General features: G+C 52.6%; 22 protein-coding genes. 16 read left to right on the top strand and 6 right to left on the bottom strand.

Going from position 1 to position 21,173, the window contains the following annotated elements; translation table 11 throughout:
• The 3 genes from ACMVME_RS17385 to ACMVME_RS17395 are packed head-to-tail and all read left to right on the top strand — an operon-like array spanning position 1 to position 3,099.
• Entirely contained in the window at positions 1-954 is a 954-nt protein-coding gene (locus ACMVME_RS17385) for a divergent polysaccharide deacetylase family protein (protein ID WP_014168074.1), read from the top strand.
• Between the two features lie 9 nt (positions 955-963).
• Positions 964-2,169 (top strand): glycosyltransferase, encoded by a 1,206-nt coding sequence (locus tag ACMVME_RS17390; RefSeq protein WP_040018395.1) that lies wholly within the window; start codon positions 964-966, stop codon positions 2,167-2,169.
• A 15-nt stretch (positions 2,170-2,184) separates the two neighbouring features.
• Complete coding sequence (locus ACMVME_RS17395) at positions 2,185-3,099, top strand: hypothetical protein (protein ID WP_020882674.1); 915 nt, start codon at positions 2,185-2,187, stop codon at positions 3,097-3,099.
• Positions 3,100-3,129: 30 nt separating this feature from the next.
• Here the strand turns inward: ACMVME_RS17395 and tdh are convergent, their stop codons facing one another.
• Complete coding sequence (tdh, locus tag ACMVME_RS17400) at positions 3,130-4,155, bottom strand: L-threonine 3-dehydrogenase (protein ID WP_020882675.1); 1,026 nt, start codon at positions 4,153-4,155, stop codon at positions 3,130-3,132.
• A gap of 9 nt (positions 4,156-4,164) precedes the next feature.
• Entirely contained in the window at positions 4,165-5,361 is a 1,197-nt protein-coding gene (kbl, locus tag ACMVME_RS17405; protein ID WP_020882676.1) for a glycine C-acetyltransferase, read from the bottom strand.
• Positions 5,362-5,576: 215 nt separating this feature from the next.
• On the opposite strand from kbl, the gene rfaD reads away from it, so the two are divergent.
• From rfaD to ACMVME_RS17435, 6 genes are read left to right on the top strand one after another with little or no spacing between them, the layout of a single operon-like run.
• Positions 5,577-6,509 carry an ADP-glyceromanno-heptose 6-epimerase gene (rfaD, locus tag ACMVME_RS17410; RefSeq protein ID WP_008502707.1) on the top strand — a complete coding sequence of 311 codons (933 nt, stop codon included), beginning with the start codon at positions 5,577-5,579 and terminating at the stop codon, positions 6,507-6,509.
• Positions 6,510-6,511: 2 nt separating this feature from the next.
• Positions 6,512-7,558 (top strand): ADP-heptose--LPS heptosyltransferase RfaF, encoded by a 1,047-nt coding sequence (rfaF, locus tag ACMVME_RS17415; RefSeq protein WP_020882677.1) that lies wholly within the window; start codon positions 6,512-6,514, stop codon positions 7,556-7,558.
• Positions 7,559-7,561: 3 nt separating this feature from the next.
• Entirely contained in the window at positions 7,562-8,545 is a 984-nt protein-coding gene (gene rfaC / locus ACMVME_RS17420) for a lipopolysaccharide heptosyltransferase RfaC (RefSeq protein ID WP_068795321.1), read from the top strand.
• Between the two features lie 3 nt (positions 8,546-8,548).
• Positions 8,549-9,643: a glycosyltransferase family 9 protein gene (locus ACMVME_RS17425; RefSeq protein ID WP_068795322.1), complete on the top strand. Its 1,095-nt coding sequence runs from the start codon at positions 8,549-8,551 to the stop codon at positions 9,641-9,643.
• A gap of 1 nt (position 9,644) precedes the next feature.
• Positions 9,645-10,550 carry a sugar glycosyltransferase gene (locus ACMVME_RS17430; RefSeq protein WP_068795323.1) on the top strand — a complete coding sequence of 302 codons (906 nt, stop codon included), beginning with the start codon at positions 9,645-9,647 and terminating at the stop codon, positions 10,548-10,550.
• Complete coding sequence (locus ACMVME_RS17435; RefSeq protein WP_032680006.1) at positions 10,537-11,700, top strand: O-antigen ligase family protein; 1,164 nt, start codon at positions 10,537-10,539, stop codon at positions 11,698-11,700. Before ACMVME_RS17430 ends, ACMVME_RS17435 begins: the two co-directional genes overlap by 14 nt.
• A gap of 14 nt (positions 11,701-11,714) precedes the next feature.
• Here the strand turns inward: ACMVME_RS17435 and ACMVME_RS17440 are convergent, their stop codons facing one another.
• Positions 11,715-12,677, bottom strand: a complete 963-nt coding sequence (locus tag ACMVME_RS17440) for a polysaccharide deacetylase family protein (protein ID WP_047742760.1) — start codon at positions 12,675-12,677, stop codon at positions 11,715-11,717.
• A 150-nt stretch (positions 12,678-12,827) separates the two neighbouring features.
• On the opposite strand from ACMVME_RS17440, the gene rfaQ reads away from it, so the two are divergent.
• The 7 genes from rfaQ to coaD all read left to right on the top strand — a co-directional run bounded on the left by rfaQ (position 12,828) and on the right by coaD (position 19,719).
• A complete protein-coding gene (gene rfaQ, locus ACMVME_RS17445) occupies positions 12,828-13,895 on the top strand; it encodes a putative lipopolysaccharide heptosyltransferase III (protein WP_074439265.1) in 1,068 nt (355 codons plus the stop codon).
• Positions 13,895-15,022: a glycosyltransferase family 4 protein gene (locus tag ACMVME_RS17450; RefSeq protein WP_020882684.1), complete on the top strand. Its 1,128-nt coding sequence runs from the start codon at positions 13,895-13,897 to the stop codon at positions 15,020-15,022. The genes rfaQ and ACMVME_RS17450 overlap by 1 nt, the downstream gene beginning before the upstream one ends.
• 2 nt (positions 15,023-15,024) lie before the next feature.
• Positions 15,025-16,122: a glycosyltransferase gene (locus ACMVME_RS17455; RefSeq protein WP_032679322.1), complete on the top strand. Its 1,098-nt coding sequence runs from the start codon at positions 15,025-15,027 to the stop codon at positions 16,120-16,122.
• A 14-nt stretch (positions 16,123-16,136) separates the two neighbouring features.
• Positions 16,137-17,126, top strand: coding sequence for a glycosyltransferase (locus ACMVME_RS17460; RefSeq protein ID WP_020882686.1), 990 nt, complete (start codon positions 16,137-16,139; stop codon positions 17,124-17,126).
• Between the two features lie 65 nt (positions 17,127-17,191).
• On the top strand, positions 17,192-18,466 hold the full coding sequence (gene waaA, locus ACMVME_RS17465; protein ID WP_014168058.1) for a lipid IV(A) 3-deoxy-D-manno-octulosonic acid transferase: 1,275 nt from the start codon (positions 17,192-17,194) through the stop codon (positions 18,464-18,466).
• Positions 18,466-19,236, top strand: a complete 771-nt coding sequence (locus ACMVME_RS17470; RefSeq protein ID WP_068795324.1) for a glycosyltransferase family 2 protein — start codon at positions 18,466-18,468, stop codon at positions 19,234-19,236. The genes waaA and ACMVME_RS17470 overlap by 1 nt, the downstream gene beginning before the upstream one ends.
• Before the next feature lie 3 nt (positions 19,237-19,239).
• Positions 19,240-19,719, top strand: a complete 480-nt coding sequence (coaD, locus tag ACMVME_RS17475) for a pantetheine-phosphate adenylyltransferase (RefSeq protein WP_014168056.1) — start codon at positions 19,240-19,242, stop codon at positions 19,717-19,719.
• 2 nt (positions 19,720-19,721) lie between these two features.
• On the opposite strand, the gene mutM is transcribed toward coaD, so the two are convergent.
• The 3 genes from mutM to rpmB form a co-directional block, all read right to left on the bottom strand.
• Positions 19,722-20,531 carry a bifunctional DNA-formamidopyrimidine glycosylase/DNA-(apurinic or apyrimidinic site) lyase gene (mutM, locus tag ACMVME_RS17480; protein WP_068795325.1) on the bottom strand — a complete coding sequence of 270 codons (810 nt, stop codon included), beginning with the start codon at positions 20,529-20,531 and terminating at the stop codon, positions 19,722-19,724.
• Positions 20,532-20,605: 74 nt separating this feature from the next.
• Positions 20,606-20,773, bottom strand: a complete 168-nt coding sequence (gene rpmG, locus ACMVME_RS17485) for a 50S ribosomal protein L33 (protein WP_003024094.1) — start codon at positions 20,771-20,773, stop codon at positions 20,606-20,608.
• A 22-nt stretch (positions 20,774-20,795) separates the two neighbouring features.
• A complete protein-coding gene (gene rpmB / locus ACMVME_RS17490; protein WP_002436699.1) occupies positions 20,796-21,032 on the bottom strand; it encodes a 50S ribosomal protein L28 in 237 nt (78 codons plus the stop codon).
• Positions 21,033-21,173 lie beyond the last annotated feature (141 nt).

Here is a 21,173-nt window from a genome sequence, read left to right on the forward strand (position 1 = left end):
TTGCTTCAATTTCGTCGAATTGTTCTCTCCTTCGCCAGTGCACTGGCGCTGGCAGCACCGGTCTACGCTGGCAAACTCGCGATAGTGATTGATGACTTCGGTTATCGTCCGCACACCGAGAATCAGGTACTGGCGATGCCGGCCGCCATCTCTGTCGCCGTCCTCCCGAATGCGCCGCACGCGCGTGAAATGGCGATCAAAGCGCATAACAGCGGCCATCAGGTTCTCATCCATCTGCCGATGGCACCGCTCAGCAAGCAGCCGCTGGAAAAAGATACTTTGCGTCCTGATATGAGCAGCGATGAGATCGATCGCATCATTCGCGATGCTTACAATAAAGTGCCGTACGCCGTCGGGCTGAACAACCACATGGGTAGCGCGATGACCTCCAGCCTGTACGGGATGCTCAAAGTGATGCAGTCGCTGGAGCGCTATAACCTCTATTTCCTCGACAGCATGACCATCGGCAACAGCCAGGCGATGCGTGCCGCGCAGGGTACAGGCGTGAAGGTAATAAAGCGCAAGGTGTTCCTCGATGACACCCAGAACGACGCGGATATCCGCGGGCAGTTCAATCGCGCCGTACAGCTAGCACGACGCAATGGCTCGGCTATTGCTATCGGCCACCCGCATCCGTCTACCGTTCGCGTTCTGCAGCAGATGCTGCCGACATTGCCGTCTGATATTACGCTGGTTCGTCCTGGCGATCTGCTGAATGAGCCACAGGTTGATACGTCGCGTCCTGGCAATGCACAGCCACCGGTAACGCAGCCGCGCAATCCATTCAGGGGTGTGACGCTGTGTAAAACGAAACGCCCGCCGGAACCCGTCTACGCGACGCGGTTCTTTGCCGTGCTTAGTGAGAGCGTGAGCCAGAGTACACTGGTGCAATATTTCCAGCACCAGTGGCAGGGCTGGAATATTACCCGGCAACAGACTGTGAGAGGCGATTAAGGTAGAACGATGCTGCAACGACACAAAATACTGCTCCTCGATACCGGCAAAGAGTGGGGTGGTGGCACCAACAGCATGCTCGAACTTCTGAAGCGGATTGACCGCGAGAAGTTCGATATCACCTGCTGTTTTTACAGTGATTACAGCCGTGCCGAAGGGCAAACAATCGGCCAGGTGCTGGACAGTATCGGCATTCCCTTAATTGTGATCCCTCAGCCACGGCAGCCCGTATGGGCGAAACTTGCGAAAGAGCTGGGCCGCAGTCTCCTTTTCTTCTCGCGCCGGGGGCGTAAGGCCTTTACGCGCCATATCGACACGCTCTGGCGTATTCGGCCCAATGTTCGCAGAATTGCAACGCTGCTCAGTGAAGGCGGATTCGATACGCTGTATATGAACAATCAGCCTGGCTCAAATGAAGAAGGGTATTTAGCCGGTGCAAAACAGCATGTGCGGTTAATTCAGCACTGCCGCATCGAACCTGTCATGACGCCGCCGCTGGTCAGGCTGGTTAATGACCATGCCACAAAAATCATCGCGGTCTCCCACGGCGTTGAGCGTGTTTTACTTCAGAATGGGGTTCGCCCTGAGCTCTGCACAACTGTAAACAATGCAATCGACATCCACCAGCCCCTGCCAGACCGACGTGCAATGCGCCAGCGGCTGAACATTGATGACGATACTTTCGTTTTCGGTAGCGTGGGGTCACTGATCCCCCGCAAAGCAAACCATCATACTCTGGAGGCGCTGGCGCAGTTCAGTCAGAAGAACCCTGACGCAAAATGGAAGATGGTGTTAGTCGGTGAAGGTGGCGAACGCGACGCATTAATTGCTCAGGCCACCGCATTGGGTATTGAGAAGCAGGTCATCTTCACGGGATTCCAGAATACCCCCTTTGATTACCTTGCGACATTTGACGCTTTTATTTTAGCCTCACAGAGCGAAGGATTACCTCGCGTCGTGCTGGAAGCCATGTTGCTTAATATCCCTGTCATTGGCTCGCAGGTGACCGGGACAGCGGAATTAATTGACCCAGGGTCGACGGGACTCTTGTTCCCCTGGGGCGACGTTTTACAGCTTGCCGCGCATCTTGAGAGCATCTGGAAAGATGCCGATCTGCGCGCACGCCTGGCTTTGGCTGCCCGTCAGAATGTCTGTGGAACCTATGCCATTGAACAGTATGTTAGCGGCGTCGAAGCGGTACTTGGCGCAAAATAATCACACGAGATGAACATGTTTAAATTCCTTAACGCTCGCTATCGTCATATTACCGGACGACATAACATTCCGTACCGTTCCCTACCGGTAACGGGCAATCTTGTTGCCGTTGACTCCATCGTCATTCCTTGCACCGGCGCTGATTTTGTTGAAGAGGCGTTACTGTCGGCAACTTTTGCTGAGCGTTATGCCACCGGCGTCAGCGAGATCGTGATTGTCAGCGATCAGCCAGAATCTGCTTTCGGGGTGCTTCCCCCTAAAACTCGCGTAGTGACACTCACGCTTCCTAAACGAGAAGAGAGTTACCGCTACAAGCAGATCTATCTTAGCCGTCTGGTGAAGCTCAATGCGCCGCTACAGGCCCGGGGTGAAGGCGTTTTGATGATCGACTCCGATCTCAATCTGCTCAAAATGCCTGAGATCAACATGGCCGATATGCACATCTACTCCAGCTTCCGTCAGGGTAAGATGATCGCCAAACTCGATGGCGCTCCCGCGGAGAAAGTACCCGCCTATTACAAAGAGACGGTGCGCCCTTATCTTGTCGATCACGTTAACGGCGCTTTCCTCGCAGCAACCCAAAAGACGTGGCGACGCATTTGCCCGCTGTGGTTGACCCTGTTCCAGGATACCTGGGAGCTAATGGAAGATAATCAGCCCCCAACCGATCAGCTTCCGCTCGCCGCACTTCTGGATATGCTGGATGTGAAAACGGTCAATCTGGGTGACTGGATGAACTGGCCGGTCTCTAAGAAAATTGGCGGACAAGAGGCTGTGGTACCGAAAGAGGTCATTGGCGCACACGGCGGTTTCCCGCTGTCCGAATGGCAGAAGTATCTTGAGTCTCCAGACAATAAGCTGCAGTTCAAAGGTCAGGATTACACGCGAAAGGTGCGTTACCTGACAGACGAAGAGAAGAAGAACCAGTAAAAAAGGGGCCTGAGGCCCCTTTTTTTATGACTAATCCCAGCTCAGGATAACCTTCCCGGACTGGCCAGAGCGCATCGCGTCAAAGCCTTCCTGGAACTCATCGATGGAGAAGCGATGGGTGATAATCGGAGACAGGTCCAGACCAGACTGGATCAGTGCCGCCATCTTGTACCAGGTTTCGAACATCTCGCGGCCGTAGATACCTTTGATGAACAGCCCCTTGAAGATAACCTTGTTCCAGTCGATAGACATATCAGACGGTGGAATGCCCAGCATCGCAATACGTCCGCCGTGATTCATGGTGTCCAGCATGGTGCGAAACGCCGGTGGTGCGCCGGACATCTCAAGACCCACATCAAAACCTTCGGTCATGCCCAGCTCTTCCATCACGTCGCTCAGGCTCTCTTTAGAGACATCCACCGCGCGGGTCACACCCATTTTGCGCGCCAGCGACAGGCGATACTCGTTCACATCGGTAATCACCACATTGCGGGCACCAACGTGCTTCGCCACCGCGGCCGCCATAATCCCGATGGGACCCGCGCCGGAAACCAGTACATCTTCACCGACCAGGTCGAAAGAGAGTGCCGTGTGTACCGCGTTGCCGAAGGGATCAAAGATAGAGGCCAGATCGTCAGAAATGTTGTCCGGGATTTTGAACGCGTTAAACGCCGGGATCACCAAGTATTCTGCGAAGCAGCCCGGACGGTTCACGCCCACGCCGATTGTGTTGCGGCACAGGTGCGTGCGTCCACCGCGGCAGTTACGGCAGTGACCACAGGTAATATGACCTTCACCCGAGACGCGGTCGCCAATGTTGAAGCCTTTTACTTCCTGACCCATGCCCACCACTTCGCCGACATATTCGTGGCCCACGACCATCGGTACCGGAATGGTTTTCTGCGACCACTGGTCCCAGTTGTAGATATGAACGTCAGTGCCGCAAATGGCGGTTTTACGAATTTTGATCAGCAGATCGTTATGACCGACTTCCGGCTCCGGCACGTCGGTCATCCAAATCCCTTCTTCCGCTTTCAGTTTGGATAACGCTTTCATCACACGTCCTCAGGCAATTACGCCCAGCTGTTTGCCGATGCGGGTAAAGGCTTCCACCGCACGTTCAATTTGTTCAGGCGAATGCGCCGCAGACATCTGGGTGCGGATACGCGCCTGGCCTTTTGGTACCACCGGGAAGAAGAACCCGGTAACGTAAATTCCTTCTTTCTGCAGCTCGCGGGCAAAATTCTGCGCCACAACCGCATCGCCCAGCATCACCGGGATAATGGCGTGATCGGCACCGGCGAGCGTAAACCCTGCGGCACCCATTTTTTCACGGAACAGGCGGGCGTTTGACCACAGACGGTCGCGCAGCTCAGCGCCAGACTCCACCATTTCCAGGACTTTAATGGATGCGGCAACGATCGCCGGCGCCAGCGAGTTGGAGAACAGGTATGGACGGGAACGCTGGCGCAGCCACTCAACCACCTCTTTACGCGCAGCAGTATAACCCCCTGACGCGCCGCCGAGCGCTTTACCCAGCGTACCGGTGATAATGTCCACGCGACCCATTACGTCACAGTATTCGTGAGATCCACGGCCGTTCTCACCAACAAAACCGACGGCGTGTGAATCATCAACCATCACCAGCGCATCGTATTTGTCTGCCAGGTCGCACACGCCCTTCAGGTTGGCAATCACGCCATCCATAGAGAACACGCCGTCGGTGGCGATCAGCACATGGCGGGCACCTGCTTCACGTGCTTCTTTCAGGCGCGCTTCCAGTTCAACCATGTCGTTGTTGGCGTAGCGGAAGCGCTTCGCTTTACACAGGCGCACACCGTCAATGATAGAAGCGTGGTTCAGGGCGTCGGAGATAATCGCATCTTCTGCGCCGAGCAGCGTCTCAAACAGACCACCGTTGGCGTCGAAGCACGAGGAGTACAGGATCGCATCTTCCATCCCCAGGAAGTCCGCCAGCTTTTTCTCAAGCTGCTTATGGCTGTCCTGCGTACCGCAGATAAAGCGTACGGAGGCCATACCGAAACCGTGGGTGTCCATGCCTTGTTTTGCCGCGGCAATCAGCTCAGGGTGATTCGCAAGACCTAAGTAGTTGTTCGCACAAAAGTTGATCACATGGCTGCCATCGGCAACGGTGATGTCCGCCTGCTGAGCAGACGTGATAATACGCTCTTCTTTGAACAACCCTTCCGCACGTGCGGTGTCGAGGTCGCTGTTTAACTGTTTGTAAAAATCACCACGCATTGCAATTCTCCAGACTCGGCAAATTTTGGCACATATTACCCAACCCTGGCCGCCATGACGAGATGACACATTATCTCTTCTCGTTTTTGCAGCATAAATCACGTGTACCCTTGCGCTATGTCGGTGAATGGCTGAAGGGCAGCCATACTAATGATATGATAAGAACATTAGCGTCCGGGATTGTCCCCGGACTCCACACTTCAAAGGTTACAGTTATGATCATCGTTACCGGCGGCGCGGGCTTTATCGGCAGCAACATTGTTAAGGCCCTCAATGACAAAGGCATCACCGACATTCTGGTGGTGGACAACCTGAAAGACGGCACCAAGTTTGTAAACCTGGTGGATCTGAACATCGCTGACTATATGGATAAAGAAGACTTCCTTATCCAGATTATGGCAGGTGAAGAGTTCGGCGAGATCGAAGCCATCTTCCACGAAGGTGCATGCTCTTCCACCACCGAGTGGGACGGCAAGTACATGATGGACAATAACTATCAGTACTCCAAAGAGATCCTGCATTACTGCCTGGAGCGTGAAATTCCGTTCCTGTACGCCTCTTCTGCAGCAACCTACGGTGGCCGTACGTCAGACTTTATCGAATCCCGCGAATATGAGCAGCCGCTGAACGTCTATGGCTACTCCAAATTCCTGTTCGACGAATACGTGCGTCAGGTTCTGCCTGAAGCCAATTCCCAGATTGTGGGTTTCCGTTACTTCAACGTGTACGGACCGCGCGAAGGCCACAAAGGGAGCATGGCGAGCGTCGCGTTCCACCTGAACACGCAGCTGAACAATGGCGAAAGCCCGAAACTGTTTGAAGGCAGTGACGGCTTCAAGCGTGACTTCGTCTACGTAGGCGACGTGGCGGCAGTGAACCTGTGGTTCTGGGAAAACGGCGTCTCCGGTATCTTTAACCTGGGGACAGGCCGTGCGGAATCCTTCCAGGCCGTGGCGGACGCCACCCTGGCGTACCACAAAAAAGGCAGCATTGAATACATTCCGTTCCCGGACAAACTGAAAGGTCGTTACCAGGCCTTTACGCAGGCGGATTTGACCAACCTGCGTGCGGCGGGTTACGACAAACCGTTCAAGACCGTTGCCGAAGGCGTAACGGAATATATGGCCTGGCTGAACCGCGACGCGTAAGTATGAAAATTCTGGTGATCGGCCCGTCATGGGTGGGCGACATGATGATGTCGCAAAGTCTCTATCGCACGCTCAAGGCGCGTTATCCCCAGGCGATAATTGATGTGATGGCACCTGCCTGGTGCCGTCCGTTGTTATCGCGTATGCCGGAAGTTAACGAGGCGATCCCAATGCCGCTCGGCCACGGCGCGCTGGAAATTGGTGAACGTCGCAAGCTCGGCCATAGCCTTCGCGAAAAGCGCTATGACCGCGCCTATGTCCTGCCTAACTCCTTTAAATCCGCCCTGGTACCCTTCTTTGCGGGCGTCCCCCATCGCACCGGCTGGCGTGGAGAAATGCGCTACGGTCTGCTGAACGACGCGCGCGTGCTCGATAAAGACGCCTGGCCACTCATGGTCGAGCGCTACGTCGCGCTGGCCTATGACAAAGGCGTGATGCGCAGCGCAAAAGATCTGCCGCAACCGCTGCTCTGGCCCCAGCTCCAGGTCAACGACGGTGAGAAATCCCACACCTGCAACGCGTTTGGAATTTCATCAGAACGCCCCATGATCGGTTTCTGCCCAGGAGCAGAGTTCGGCCCGGCAAAACGCTGGCCGCATTATCATTACGCTGAGCTGGCAAAACAGCTGATCGATGAAGGTAATCAGGTCGTGTTGTTTGGCTCGGCGAAAGACCACGAGGCGGGTAACGAAATTCTGGCTTCGCTGAATACAGAACAGCAGGCATGGTGCCGTAATCTGGCAGGGGAAACCCAGCTGGAACAGGCGGTAGTTTTACTTGCCGCCTGTAAAGCCGTCGTCACCAACGACTCTGGCCTGATGCACGTCGCCGCTGCGCTCAACCGGCCGCTGGTTGCTCTGTATGGCCCCAGCAGCCCTGACTTTACGCCACCGCTTTCTCATAAAGCGCGCGTCATACGTCTGATCAGCGGTTATCACAAGGTGCGAAAAGGCGATGCGGCTGAAGGCTATCACCAGAGCCTGATCGACATCACGCCCGAGCGTGTCCTTGAAGAGCTCAACGAGCTGCTGTTGAGTGAAGAAGGATAACGGATGCGGGTATTGATCGTTAAAACCTCTTCCATGGGCGATGTGCTGCATACTCTGCCGTCGCTCACCGACGCCATGCAGGCCATTCCCGACATTCGTTTTGACTGGGTGGTGGAGGAGGGCTTCGTACAGATCCCCACCTGGCATGAAGCAGTAGACCGCGTGATCCCGGTTGCTATCCGCCGCTGGCGTAAAGCGTGGTTCTCGGCACCGATTAAGGCTGAACGTCAAGCCTTCCGTGATGCGGTGCAAGCGCAGCGTTACGATGCCATCATTGACGCACAGGGTCTGGTCAAAAGCGCCGCGCTGGTCACGCGTCTGGCGCACGGCGTAAAGCACGGTATGGACTGGCAAACCGCCCGCGAGCCGCTGGCGAGCCTGTTCTATAATCGCCGCCACCATATCGCGAAACAGCAGCACGCCGTGGAGCGCACCCGTGAGCTGTTTGCGAAAAGCCTCGGCTATGCAAAACCGGACACGCAGGGTGATTACGCTATTGCGCAGCATTTTTTGCGCGATGCGAAGACGCACACACCGCCCTATCTGGTCTTTCTGCATGCCACAACGCGCGATGATAAGCACTGGCCGGAATCACACTGGCGAAGACTCATTGAGCTAATGCAACCGACCGGCATCCATATTAAACTCCCGTGGGGCGCAGAACACGAAAGGCAACGCGCAGAGCGTTTGGCCGCGGGTTTTTCAAATGTGGAAGTGTTACCTAAACTCACGCTGGCTCAGGTTGCCGCGCAACTGGCAGACGCCAACGCCGTCGTATCCGTGGATACCGGATTAAGCCATTTAACCGCAGCGCTGGACCGCCCCAATATCACCCTTTTCGGTCCGACCGACCCGGGGCTGATTGGGGGGTACGGTAAAAACCAGCATCAAATGGTCAGTCCGACGCAGCAGATGAGAGACATTACCGCAGATGCGATTTTTTCGTTTTTACAGGGCAGCCATCGGCTTTCTAACAGGGATATTTAACCCATGAGTTATGTATTTCTGCTGATTTTACTTTTTCCGGTGAAACTCATCCGGAAGCTGTTTCGCAAAGACACGGGCAGAAACCTTGTCATTCAGACAGCCAAAATCGGTGACTTTATCAATGCAACGCCTCTACTGGCGTATCTGCAAAAAAGCGATGTGCTGATCAGCCGCAGCGTTAACGCATTGGCTCAGCATGACGACAGTATCGAAGAGATCTTTTTTGTGGAGCAGCAAAAGCGCAACCTGTGGCGTAAGCTCTGCTTCGCCTGCCGGATCATGAATCGCTACGACAATGTCTATCTGCTGCAGCCCAACAGTGTGAATCTCTTTTTCGCTTCAGCCTGTAATGCAAAAAACAAACAATTTTTAAGCACTTATACACGCAGGTGGTATCACGGAATTTTTTATGCCACGGCTGATGGTACCGTTGAGCATGGCAAAAAGACGCTGTCCGTCACTAACTATCTCAAGCTCGCCAATCGCGCGCTCACCTGGCAGGACGCACCCAAGCACGCCACAAAGCCCCTGTTCAAGCCTGCGGTTTACCCGCAAATTCTCGATAAACCCGGGGTTATCCGAATTGGTATCAGCATTTCTGCCGGTAACAAAGCAAAGACGGTTCCCCCGGCAATCTGGAAACGTATTGTCGATCATCTTGCCGACCTGCCCTGCGAGTTTTATGTTTTTGGCGCACCGAACGAACAGCCGTGGATGGATGACATCACCCGCGCTTACGGTGAAATTCCCAATTTTATCAACCTCATTGGCAAAATATCGCTCGAAGAGCTGCCGTGGGCGATATCCAAAATGGATTGTTATATTGCGTCAGATTCAGGGAATATCTACATTGCCGATGCGGTGGACGTCCCGGTGGTGTTGCTGTTTGGCCCATGCTGCCATTATGAACAACGTCCGCTTGGCAAGGTATTGCTGATTGGGAAGGATGAAAATATAAACTCTTACGTCTTTGAAACGCGTTACTACTTCAGCCAGCCGAAAGAAGAGCTCTTTGAGGTAACAGACGAAGATTTGGCGAGAATCAGTCATTTGTTGTCTACTGTTGCGCATAAAAATAGTGAAATCGAGAAGGCTTAAGATGGGCTCTCTGACTAAGCAGTTTTACCGTTATACCCATAAACGAAACATGCGTCACAATGAAAATTTGTGGCCGTATGTGAGGATTGCGCGAAATGAAAGCGGCGAGATTTCTGATTTTGTGTACCGTGGTCAGCCCGTTCAACTTACAGCACTTACTTCTCTCAAAAATGCATTTAGCGGAGAAGTGTTAATTACCGCCACTGGCCCCTCAGTCAAAAAAATAGATTTTTCTACATTACCCGTAGATGTCATTCGTACGGGGGTAAATGGGGCATGGCACCTTCATAACCAGCTTAATTTTAGCCATTACTTTATTGTTGACATGACTTTTATTGACCGGCAAACAGCGTTGTTAAAGCGTATCGTGGCCAATAAAAATTTGCTTCTGTTTACAACGGCTATGGGGGTGGTTAAGCTTATTGACCGTTTTTCATACGAAAATATCTACTGCCAGATAGCCATAATCGAAGATATTTGCTACAAAACGTATAAACCCTCAATCAAACACGAAGCGCTTTTTAATACCCTCAAGGATCGTCCTGGGATCGTTTTTTCTGAAAATACGCCAAATAGCGCTTTTAGCCTCGATATTTGTCAGGGTGTCGTTGATGCCGGTACAGTGGTTTACTGGGCATTGCAGATCTTATATTACATGGGTTTCTCAAAAATCTATATTGCTGGACTGGATATGACACACTTTTCTAAACCGAGATTTTATGAGAAAACAGAAACCATGCTGCCTTCGTTTCTGGAAGATAAGGTACAGGATATTGTTCTTCCTGCACTCTCTCTTGCAAGTAAGATTTTTGCTTCTGCAAACAAAGAGGTGATTAATCTTTCCCCTCAAAGTGCTATACCTTCTTCTGTTTTTGTCAGAAAGGATTTTACGGATGTATTTAAATAGACTGCCGCGTATTACATTTTACCCTTTTGTAGCATTTATGTTTTTAAGCATGATATTCTGTGGGGTATCTAAGGTAAATATTCTTTTCCACGTTTCCCTGGCCCTTTTTCTTATCACCATAATGATGGTAAAAAGCGCCAGAGAGCGGTTTATACATGACAAAGAATTTCTTCCAGCACTTGGGCTGCTAACTCTATTTGTCCTTTATTTTTCCATCTCGAACCTTTGGGCCGAGACATCACACTTAAGTTCTGCTCTTACCCATTCATTTTACATCCTTATTTTCTTCTGCCTGTACCGGCAATGTGAACTTGAAAACAAGAAGACATACCTTGTTGGCGCGACCTATTTTGGCATTATCGTACTGACATTGATGACATTTATTTATGTTAACAAGCCTCACCTGTTCGTTGGGCGTTTAATGAACGCTTTTCCTTATGCACCCGACAACGTTATTGATCTGGGCGGCTATATGGCATTGGGGATTATTTTAAGTACTATTCTCGTTCGAGAAACCCGCAGCCTTTGGTATTATGCTCCGGTTCCGTTGTTGTTGAGTGGCTTATTACTGACGCAAAGCCGTGGACCATTATTGGCGTTAATGATAGCAACAGCTGTCGTATTCTGTATTAAACCAAAATGGAACAACAAAATTGTGTTCTTGTCCCTGGCCACTCTGCTTATACTGGGCATTACACTTTATTACAGCGGCTTTTACGACCTGCTTATAAAACGGTTTGAAGATTCTAACCAGGCTGGCTCCGTTCGTTTTGGCATCTGGCAGCATGCTTTTGAAGTAACAAAAGAAAGATTAGTATTTGGCTGGGGATTTAATAAAGAACTGTCATTCATTAATGGTTATAAACAGCATGTGACGACTACACACAGCCTCTACTTCGGTGCCTTTCTTAAGGGCGGAATCGTAGGGCTAACGCTGTTTTTAGCGATGATTGCCTACGCATTCAGGCAATGCCTGAGACACCTTGCTGTAGACCACAAAGCCGAGGTAGCGGTACTGATTTTCGCGCTCGTATTTTATTCCACTCAGGGGATGTTCGTTATCAGTAATCCTCGAGAATACTGGGTGTTATTCTGGATACCATTAGCCATCATATTTAGTACACCCGTGAAAAAAACCGTTCAGAGATAATCTTTAGGCGCCGGTTAACCGGCGCTTCTTTTACTCCGATAAAACTCCGCCAGCGTCATCCCCACCGTCTTGTCCGACAGCCATGTAAACAACTGGTCCAAATCCTGGTACAACCCTTCAATGGCCGCATCATCTTTGAACGTAGGGCTTCCGCCGGGCATAAATTCTGAAGAATGGAGCATAAACTCCACATAATCATTGCCCTGCGACAAGCACTGTTGTGCGACCTTAATCATCTCAGACGCGTTTCCACCGGACGGACGCAGCCAGTTAACTGACGGGGAACGGTATTTCCCACGCAGCCGATCGTAGCCCTGTTTAACGGTGTTCAGCCAGGCCGGGTGTTTATACTGAATACTCATCGGCACTTCGAGTAAAGGGCTCTTTCCCGGGCGGGAAATATCCTCTGTATCAATAAAGTAGGCATGGTCAGGGAAATGCTGATAATTCGTTCCTCCGTGACCCTGCGGTGCCCCTTTGGCATTTCGCCAGTTCACCCGTGGGGTGACGGAACAGTCAACCTGATAACCCAGCTCTATCAGCAAGTTTGCGTAGCGACGATCAAACGCCCAACGCCCGGCACGGTGGCTCAGCATTTTGGTCTGGAAGGTCTCTTCCAGTAAGTGCGTCATAAAAAGCACTTTCTCGCGCATAATTTCATCTGAAAACTCAATCAGATAAGGTTGCCAGCGCCAGTCATCACCGGTGAGGTCATGTTCAGGTGGGCTGTTCCACGCATGAAGATGCATGCCAACCTCGCCCTGGCCGCGGGCAATCACGTCTTTTGCGAACTCAATGAAAACCGGTTCGATCGCCATCTCATAGTTGGTCAGCCAGACCGGCTTAAAACCAAAACGCTCGCATAGCGCCTGAAATCGCGCCAGGTAGCGTGCGTTTTCCGTTTTGATAACACGGTGGTTTTGCCAGAGATTATCGCCTTCTGTATCAATGGTGATGATAAACGCTGGTTTTTTCATAATGAGTCCGTAAGACGTAAGAGTGAGGGCTATGTTACGCACTCTGCGAAGCAGGAGTAAACCCTTCCAGGGAAATTCCTGACATTATGGAGAAAGAGTGCAAGTCGCCATCAGGTCTATTAGAATTGCTGACAGTATACCGCTGATAAGATGATGATGATTAACCTACTCGACACGCCTGATTTACGTATTTTACTTATCAAACTTCGACATCATGGCGACATGTTACTCACAACTCCGGTCATTAATTCGTTACGTCAAAAATGGCCCACGGCGCAAATCGATGTTCTTCTTTATGAAGAGACACGCGATATGCTCGCCGCGCACCCGGCGATCGGCACCATCTACGGTATAGATCGTAAATGGAAGCAGCTCGGCACCCTGAAACATCTGCAAAAAGAATGGCAGTTACTCTGTGACTTAAGAGCGCAGCGTTATCATCTGGTGATTAACCTTGCCGATCAGTGGCGCAGCGCCATTGTCACCCGTTTCACCGGCGCGCCAGTACGCCTCGGGTTCGCGTTTAACAAGCGAAAAAACGCGTTCTGGCGTTTTTGCCATACCGATTTGGTTTCCGTCGCCAATCACCCGTCTCTCCATACCGTTGAACAAAATCTTTCTATTCTTTCACCGTTGCCCGTCCCGGCTCAGCCAGACGTCACTATGGCCTACCGCGCAGAGGACTGGGATCGTGCGCGCCAGCTACTGACGCAACAGGGTGTGGCTGATAACTACGTGGTGATCCAGCCAACGTCACGTTGGTTCTTTAAATGCTGGGACGAAGGCAAGATGGCGCAAACCATCTCGGCACTCCAGCAGGATGGCCACACTGTAGTTCTCACCGCAGGCCCGGATAAAAAAGAGCTGGCGATGATAGACCGCATTCTCGCCGCGGCGCCAAAAACGGGCGTAGTCTCACTGGCCGGTCAACTCACGTTGCGCCAGCTGGCATCACTTATCGATCATGCGCGCCTCTTTATTGGCGTCGATTCCGTTCCGATGCACATGGCCGCCGCGCTTCAGACGCCGTGCATTGCTCTCTTCGGCCCGTCAAAACGGGTGTTCTGGTCGCCATGGCAGGTCAACGGTGAAGTCATCTGGGCTGGCGATTTTGGCCCACTTCCCGACCCGGACGCCATTGATACCAAAACAACTGAACGCTATCTCGACGCCATTCCCGTTGATGTCGTGGTCTCCGCCGCCAGGAGATACCTGTAATGAAACACCATCGTTTAGCGATTGTTCGCCAAAAATACCGCCCTGATGGCGGGGCGGAACGCTTCGTTTCCCGGGCACTTACCGCACTGAGCAATCAAAACCTGGAGCTCAACGTCATCACGCGTGAGTGGCAGGGGGAGAAGCAGGACGACTGGCATATCCATATTTGCGACCCGCGTAAATGGGGCCGAATCAGTCGCGAACGTGGGTTTGCACATGCTGCGCGTGCACTGTGGGAACAGCAGCAGTTTGACATTGTGCAAAGCCACGAGCGTATTCCTGGCTGCGATATTTACCGCGCAGGGGATGGCGTGCACCGGCGTTGGCTGCTGCAGCGTGCGCGCATTCTGCCTGCCTGGCGTGCACAACTTCTGATGCACGATCGCTACCATCGCTACGTCATGCACGCCGAACGTGAAATGTATCAGGCCCCTGAATTGAAAGCCGTTATCTGCAATGCGGAGATGATCAAACGCGAAATCATCGAAGACTTTGATATTGACGCAAAAAAGATACATGTGATTTATAATTCAATTGATTCCAGCCGCTTCGTTCCGGCAACCGAAGGACAGCGCGCTGCACTGCGTCAGCAGCTCGGATTGCCTGTCGATGCCGTGGTGTTGTGTTTCGTCGGGTCAGGTTTTGAACGTAAGGGACTGGCCAGCGCTATCCGCGCTATCGCGGGCACACCCGCGTGGCTGATTGTGGTTGGACAGGATAAAGCAGAAAGTCGTTACCGTGACCTCGCACGTTCATTGGGCTGTGAGGGGCAAATTCGCTTCCTGGGGATGCAAAAAGAGACACTGCCATTTTACCAGGTATCCGATGGATTACTGCTGCCAACGCTGTATGATCCTTTTCCAAACGTCATTCTTGAAGCGATGGCCTGCGGTTTGCCCGTCATTACTTCAGTGAGTTGCGGTGGTGCAGAGTTTATTGAGCAAGGTCAGAATGGCTTTTACTGTGATGCACTTGATATCAGCAGATTGAAGGAGGCAGTCATGACCCTTCCATCTTTGGATAAGAATAACGATATGGGGCGGGCAGCGCGTGAGCGCGTAAAAGAAGCGACCCCAGAAAAATTATCAAGTCAGCTTATTTCGCTTTATCAAAAATTACTGGATTAAAAATGCGCATCCTAATGATTATTGATGGTTTGCCCGGTGGAGGAGCCGAAAAAACGGTTCTCACCCTCTCCAGCGGATTGATAGAAATGGGGCATCAGGTCTCCCTTTTCTCCCTGCGAAAGGTGTGCGACTACGCCATCCCGGCAGGCATTGATTATCAGGTCATTCAGGATACGTGTAAAAAACCCTGGAGAAAGCTCACCGAGATCCCGCGCCGGGCGCAACTGCTGGACAATGCCATTGAGCAGGCTGAGCGCAGCGGGAAGTTCGACGTCATATTCTCGCATCTGCATAAAACCGATCGTATCGTGGCGCACAGTCGTGCGCTGGATCGCGATAAGGTCTGGTTCTGCGTGCATGGCATGTTCTCATTCTCCTACCTGCGTCATCGCCACGGCCTTTCACGCTGGTTTAAGCATTACAAAATTCGTCATACCTACGAAAACCGAAACGTTGTCGCCGTCTCCGCCGCCGTGCTGAAAGATCTCTCAGAGACGCTGTCCATCGACCTTCGTCGCAAAGCGGTTATCCATAATCCCTTTGATATTCCTGAAATCCAGCGTCTGGCGGATGCACCTTTTGAGATGCAGGGGCAGGATTACATTATTCACGTGGGTCGTTTTCATGAACATAAACGCCACGACCGCCTTCTGCGTGCCTATGCACAGAGCAAAATAGACGCATCGCTGGTGATGATGGGCAACGGTTCTGACACCAAAATTCAACAGCTTAAACAGTTAGCGAAAGAACTCGGGATCGAAGACAAGGTTATTTTCCGCCCCTTCGAGTCCAACCCTTATCCGTGGATTAAAGGTGCACGGCTTTTAGTGTTAAGTTCTGACTGTGAAGGTTTTGGTAACGTACTGGTAGAATCCATCATCTGCCAGACGCCGCCTGTCAGTACGAACTGTCCTGGCGGGCCTGCTGAAATCCTCACGGGTACGCTGGCGCGCGGGCTGTCGGAGATGAATGACGAATCACTGGCGAAAACACTGGCCGATCTCTATACCTCCCCGCCTGTCGTTGATAGCGCAACGATCGCGTCGTTCGGGATAAATGCCATTTGCCAGCAATATGTTGCGTTGGTAGACAATCAATAATAATCAGGTTTCTTATGCAAAATTCAGCGCCATTATTAAGCGTAGTGGTTGCCGTTTATAACGGCGAAGCTTTCCTGGATCAGTTCTTTACCTGCCTTGCGAATCAACAGATCGACAGTATGGAAGTCATCATCGTCAATGATGGCTCCACGGACAGTTCGATGCAGATAGTCGAAACCTGGCGTGAAAAACTGCCGCAAATGCAGGTTATCGAACAGGAAAATCAGGGTGTATCCATTGCGCGCAATACCGGTCTGGCCGTCGCTACCGGCCAATATCTCTCTTTCCCGGATATTGATGATGTCTTTAAGCCGGGCATGTATCAGCGCTTGCTTGATATGGCCGTCACGCAGAATCTGGATGTCGCCACCTGCAACGGAAACTACGTCTGGGAAAACAATAAGAAGCCTTCACGGCCGATTTTCCCGGAAGACAAGTTGGCCTCGACAGGCGTCATGACCGGTGCGGCATGGTTAAAAAAAGCGCTCGACTCACGCAAGTTTCTGCATGTGACCTGGCTGAATATCTATCGCCACGACTTTATTCGTCAGAACGGTTTTCGTTTTGAGCCCGGCCTGCGCCATCAGGATATCCCGTGGACTACCGAAGTCTTGCTCGCAGCTGACCGCGTGCAGTACACCAGTGAACGTTTTTACGACTATTACATTCATTCCGCATCGGTTTCTCATATGCCGGACAATGATGACACGCTGATTCGCTCGGCGCGCCATTACATGAAAATTCTGCAGATGCTGGATGCCATCAACCAGCGTTACCCGGAAAAAGTGAAAGATATCCCCGCCTGCCACTGGCAAATCGCCAAAGAGGGGCTTGGGATCATTCATACCTTCGACAATATGAAGGATGTGCAGAAGAAGTCGATGATAATAAAAGAGTTCTTCGACACGGGTATCTGGAGGCTTATCTGGAAAAGTGCCAAAAGCCCCCGTTTGCGCTGGCGCCTGGGCCGACGCTACTTCCGTTTAAAACGGTATCTGGCATAAGAGATAGCTTTACCCGGCTTAAATGCTTAGAATTTCCCCGCCGAAACTAAAAAACGGATAATCGCTTGGAATTGTTGTATACCGCCCTGCTCTACATCATCCAGCCACTGGTGTGGCTGCGACTGTTGCTTCGTAGCCGTAAAGCGCCTGCGTATCGTAAACGCTGGGCTGAACGCTATGGTTACTGCCGCAATAAAGTCGTGCCGGACGGTATTTTGCTGCATTCCGTTTCTGTGGGCGAAACGCTGGCGGCGATCCCGCTGGTTCGCGCCCTTCGTCACCGCTATCCGTCACTGCCGATCACGGTCACGACCATGACGCCGACGGGGTCTGAACGCGCATTATCGGCGTTCGGTAAAGACGTTCAACACGTCTATTTGCCTTACGACCTGCCTTGCGCCATGAACCGCTTCCTGAATACCGTTCGCCCGAAACTGGTGATCGTCATGGAAACCGAGCTGTGGCCAAATATGATTTCCGCCCTGCATGCCCGTAAAATTCCGCTGGTGATTGCCAACGCGCGCCTTTCAGAGCGCTCGGCGAAAGGTTACGGCAAGTTAGGTAAATTTATGCGCCGCCTGCTCAGCCGAATAACGCTGATTGCCGCGCAGAACGAAGAAGACGCGGCGCGCTTTCTCGCTCTGGGCCTGAAGCGCAACCAGCTTGCGGTGACGGGTAGCCTGAAGTTCGATATCTCCGTCACGCCTGAACTCGCCGCCCGTGCAATTACGCTGCGTCGCCAGTGGGCACCGCGTCGCCAGGTGTGGATTGCAACCAGCACCCATGACGGCGAAGAAGCCATTATCCTGCAGGCCCATCGTAAGCTGCTGGAAAAATTCCCCGATTTGCTGCTGATTCTGGTCCCCCGTCACCCCGAACGTTTTAAAGATGCGCGTGAGATGGTGCAGAAAGGCGGCTTCAGCTTTACTCTGCGCAGCAGCGGTGAGATCCCCTCCGGCAGCACTCAGGTGGTGATTGGCGATACAATGGGCGAGCTGATGTTGCTTTACGGCATTGCCGATCTGGCTTTTGTCGGCGGCAGCCTTGTGGAGCGCGGCGGCCATAATCCGCTTGAGCCGGCCGCACACGCCATTCCGGTGCTGATGGGTCCACACACGTTTAACTTCAAAGATATCTGCGCTAAATTGCAGCAAGCCGACGGGTTAATTACCGTGACCGACGCGGACTCGGTGGTCAAAGAGGTCTCAACCCTTCTGACCGACGAAGACTACCGCCTCTGGTATGGTCGCCATGCTGTCGAAGTGCTGCATCAGAACCAGGGCGCACTCACTCGTCTGCTGCAACTTCTGCAACCTTATCTGCCTCAGCGGAGCCACTAATGTCAACGCGTCTGTCGGTCGTGATGATCGCCAAAAACGCCGCCGACCTGCTTCCGGACTGCCTGGCCTCCGTCGCCTGGGCTGACGAAATTGTCCTTCTCGACTCCGGCAGCGAGGACAACACGGTGGATGTCGCCCGTGCCGCGGGTGCAAAGATCTTTATCGATACCGACTGGCAAGGCTACGGCATCCAGCGCCAGCGCGCGCAGCGCTATGCTACTGGCGATTACGTGCTGATGCTGGACACTGACGAGCGCATTACACCAGAGCTCCGCCAGGCCATTCAGGCGGTGCTGGCAGCACCTCAGCCTGGCGCGGTATACAGCATTGCACGTCGCAACTATTTCCTTGGCCGTTTTATGCGCCACAGCGGCTGGTATCCAGACCGCGTAATGCGCCTCTACGAGCGTGAGCGATATCAGTACAACGATAATCTGGTCCATGAATCCCTGGCATGCGACAGTGCCCCCGTCATTCCTCTGACGGGCGATCTGCTGCATCTGACCTGCCGGGATTTCGCCAGCTTCCAGCGCAAACAGCTTAACTATGCCACCGCATGGGCGCATGAGCGTTACCTGCGCGGCAAGAAGGCCACGCTGACCGGTATTTTCACCCACACGCTGGGGGCATTTCTGAAAACACTGCTGCTGCGAGGCGGCGTGCTGGACGGTAAACAGGGGTGGTTACTGGCGGTGGTGAATGCCCAGTATACTTTCAACAAATACACCGAGCTGTGGGCGCTTTGCCGCGGCTACTCAGAGAAAACGTGAGCCATGAGCACAAAAGCGATTTATCCGGGTACCTTTGATCCCATCACCAACGGTCATCTTGACATCATCACCCGTGCGGCATGCATGTTTGATAAGGTGATTCTGGCGATCGCCGCCAGCCCCAGTAAGAAACCCATGTTCGATCTCAATGAGCGCGTTGCACTTGCCACTGACGCTATCTCGCATCTGCCAAACGTCGAGGTGGTGGGCTTCAGCGATCTGATGGCCAACTTCGCCCGTGCCCGGCAGGCTAACATTTTGATCCGTGGGTTACGCGCGGTGGCTGACTTCGAATACGAAATGCAGCTGGCGCACATGAATCGCCACCTGATGCCAGAGCTGGAGAGCGTGTTCCTGATGCCCTCAAAAGAGTGGTCGTTTATCTCTTCCTCGCTGGTCAAAGAGGTGGCGCGTCATCACGGTGACGTGACCCATTTCCTGCCGGCTAACGTCCATCAGGCGTTGATGGAAAAATTAAAGTAGCCCTATTTCTGGCACTGACGGCAATAGAACGTGGCGCGCTGAGCGTGCTTCGTTACAATAATCGGTGTCCCACAGACTCTGCACGGCTCACCCTTACGGCCATATACCTGCAGCTCCTGAGCAAAATAGCCGGGTTTACCGTCGCTCTGCAGGAAGTCCTTCAGGGTGGTCCCCCCTTGCTCAATCGAACGCAGCAGCACCGCTTTAATCACCCGGACCAGCAGTTCACACTCCTGGGATGACAGCGATGAGGCCAGCCGATCGGGATGGATCCCGGCGGCAAACAGCGATTCGCTGGCATAAATATTCCCTACTCCCACCACCAGCTTATTGTCCATCAGCCACGGTTTGATCGGGGTTTTCTTCTTTGCACACTTCGCTTTCAGGTATTCCGCGTTAAATGCCTCTGAGAGCGGCTCTGGCCCCAGATGCGCCAGAACGCTGTGTCCTTCAAGCTCATTGGTCCACAGCCATGCGCCAAAGCGTCGTGGGTCGGTGTAACGCAGCACTTTACCGTTGCTCATCACCAGATCGACATGGTCATGCTTTTCCGCGGGCAGTTCTTCGGTAAGGATGCGCAGACTACCAGACATACCGAGATGGATGATAATCCAGCCGTCGGGCAGCTCCAGCAGCAGATATTTGGCGCGACGCTGGACGCTGAGAATCGGTTTATCGCTTAACGCATGGATTTCATCGGACACCGGCCAACGCAGGCGACCGTTGCGAACGATAGCATGAAGAATAGTCGCGCCGACCAGATGCGGCTCAATACCGCGGCGGCTGGTCTCTACCTCAGGTAATTCAGGCATGATTCCTCCGGAGTAAGATGCAGAATGCAAAAAACCCCGCAGTTGCGGGGTTTTTCAATACAAGGAGGCTAAAATTATTTGATTTTAGCTTCTTTGTACAGTACGTGCTGGCGTACAACTGGATCGAATTTTTTCAGTTCCAGTTTTTCCGGCTTAGTACGTTTGTTCTTCGTGGTGGTGTAGAAGTGACCTGTACCAGCAGAAGAAACCAGCTTGATTTTCTCGCGAATACCTTTAGCCATGATTTATTTCCTCTTTAAGTACTTAGTACTTTTCGCCACGGGCACGCAGTTCGGACAGAACTGTATCAATGCCTTTCTTATCGATTACACGCATACCTTTAGCAGATACGCGCAGGGTGACAAAACGCTTCTCGCTCTCAACCCAGAAACGGTGAGAGTGCAGGTTCGGCAGGAAACGGCGTTTAGTCGCGTTCAGTGCGTGGGAACGGTTGTTACCGGTCACCGGACGCTTGCCAGTAACTTGGCAGACTCGGGACATGTCTATTCTCCAAAAATCAAATTAGCTCGAGCTTCGTATGGGGTATCGGCGCCTCGTCAGGCTTTACAGCCCGGTCATCGCATAGTTCTATTGAACTCTCGATTGCCAGGCCCAAATGCCAAACCCGAGATTCTCAAAGGT

The organism is Enterobacter cloacae complex sp. 2024EL-00711, assembly GCF_047529885.1.
In the GTDB taxonomy this organism is placed as follows: Bacteria; Pseudomonadota; Gammaproteobacteria; order Enterobacterales; family Enterobacteriaceae; genus Enterobacter; species Enterobacter ludwigii.

Bases quoted from the DNA above. Each gene is read 5' to 3' on its own strand.
- tdh (WP_020882675.1), bottom strand. From the start codon at position 4,155: ATGAAAGCGTTATCCAAACTGAAAGCGGAAGAAGGGATTTGGATGACC.
- ACMVME_RS17425 (WP_068795322.1), top strand. From the start codon at position 8,549: ATGAGTTATGTATTTCTGCTGATTTTACTTTTTCCGGTGAAACTCATC.
- mutM (WP_068795325.1), bottom strand. From the start codon at position 20,531: ATGCCTGAATTACCTGAGGTAGAGACCAGCCGCCGCGGTATTGAGCCG.
- rfaC (WP_068795321.1), top strand. From the start codon at position 7,562: ATGCGGGTATTGATCGTTAAAACCTCTTCCATGGGCGATGTGCTGCAT.
- ACMVME_RS17460 (WP_020882686.1), top strand. From the start codon at position 16,137: ATGCAAAATTCAGCGCCATTATTAAGCGTAGTGGTTGCCGTTTATAAC.
- ACMVME_RS17450 (WP_020882684.1), top strand. From the start codon at position 13,895: ATGAAACACCATCGTTTAGCGATTGTTCGCCAAAAATACCGCCCTGAT.
- ACMVME_RS17395 (WP_020882674.1), top strand. From the start codon at position 2,185: ATGTTTAAATTCCTTAACGCTCGCTATCGTCATATTACCGGACGACAT.
- rfaF (WP_020882677.1), top strand. From the start codon at position 6,512: ATGAAAATTCTGGTGATCGGCCCGTCATGGGTGGGCGACATGATGATG.
- ACMVME_RS17440 (WP_047742760.1), bottom strand. From the start codon at position 12,677: ATGAAAAAACCAGCGTTTATCATCACCATTGATACAGAAGGCGATAAT.
- ACMVME_RS17430 (WP_068795323.1), top strand. From the start codon at position 9,645: ATGGGCTCTCTGACTAAGCAGTTTTACCGTTATACCCATAAACGAAAC.
- ACMVME_RS17390 (WP_040018395.1), top strand. From the start codon at position 964: ATGCTGCAACGACACAAAATACTGCTCCTCGATACCGGCAAAGAGTGG.
- kbl (WP_020882676.1), bottom strand. From the start codon at position 5,361: ATGCGTGGTGATTTTTACAAACAGTTAAACAGCGACCTCGACACCGCA.
- ACMVME_RS17435 (WP_032680006.1), top strand. From the start codon at position 10,537: ATGTATTTAAATAGACTGCCGCGTATTACATTTTACCCTTTTGTAGCA.
- rfaQ (WP_074439265.1), top strand. From the start codon at position 12,828: ATGATGATGATTAACCTACTCGACACGCCTGATTTACGTATTTTACTT.
- rpmG (WP_003024094.1), bottom strand. From the start codon at position 20,773: ATGGCTAAAGGTATTCGCGAGAAAATCAAGCTGGTTTCTTCTGCTGGT.
- ACMVME_RS17470 (WP_068795324.1), top strand. From the start codon at position 18,466: ATGTCAACGCGTCTGTCGGTCGTGATGATCGCCAAAAACGCCGCCGAC.
- rpmB (WP_002436699.1), bottom strand. From the start codon at position 21,032: ATGTCCCGAGTCTGCCAAGTTACTGGCAAGCGTCCGGTGACCGGTAAC.
- ACMVME_RS17455 (WP_032679322.1), top strand. From the start codon at position 15,025: ATGCGCATCCTAATGATTATTGATGGTTTGCCCGGTGGAGGAGCCGAA.
- coaD (WP_014168056.1), top strand. From the start codon at position 19,240: ATGAGCACAAAAGCGATTTATCCGGGTACCTTTGATCCCATCACCAAC.
- rfaD (WP_008502707.1), top strand. From the start codon at position 5,577: ATGATCATCGTTACCGGCGGCGCGGGCTTTATCGGCAGCAACATTGTT.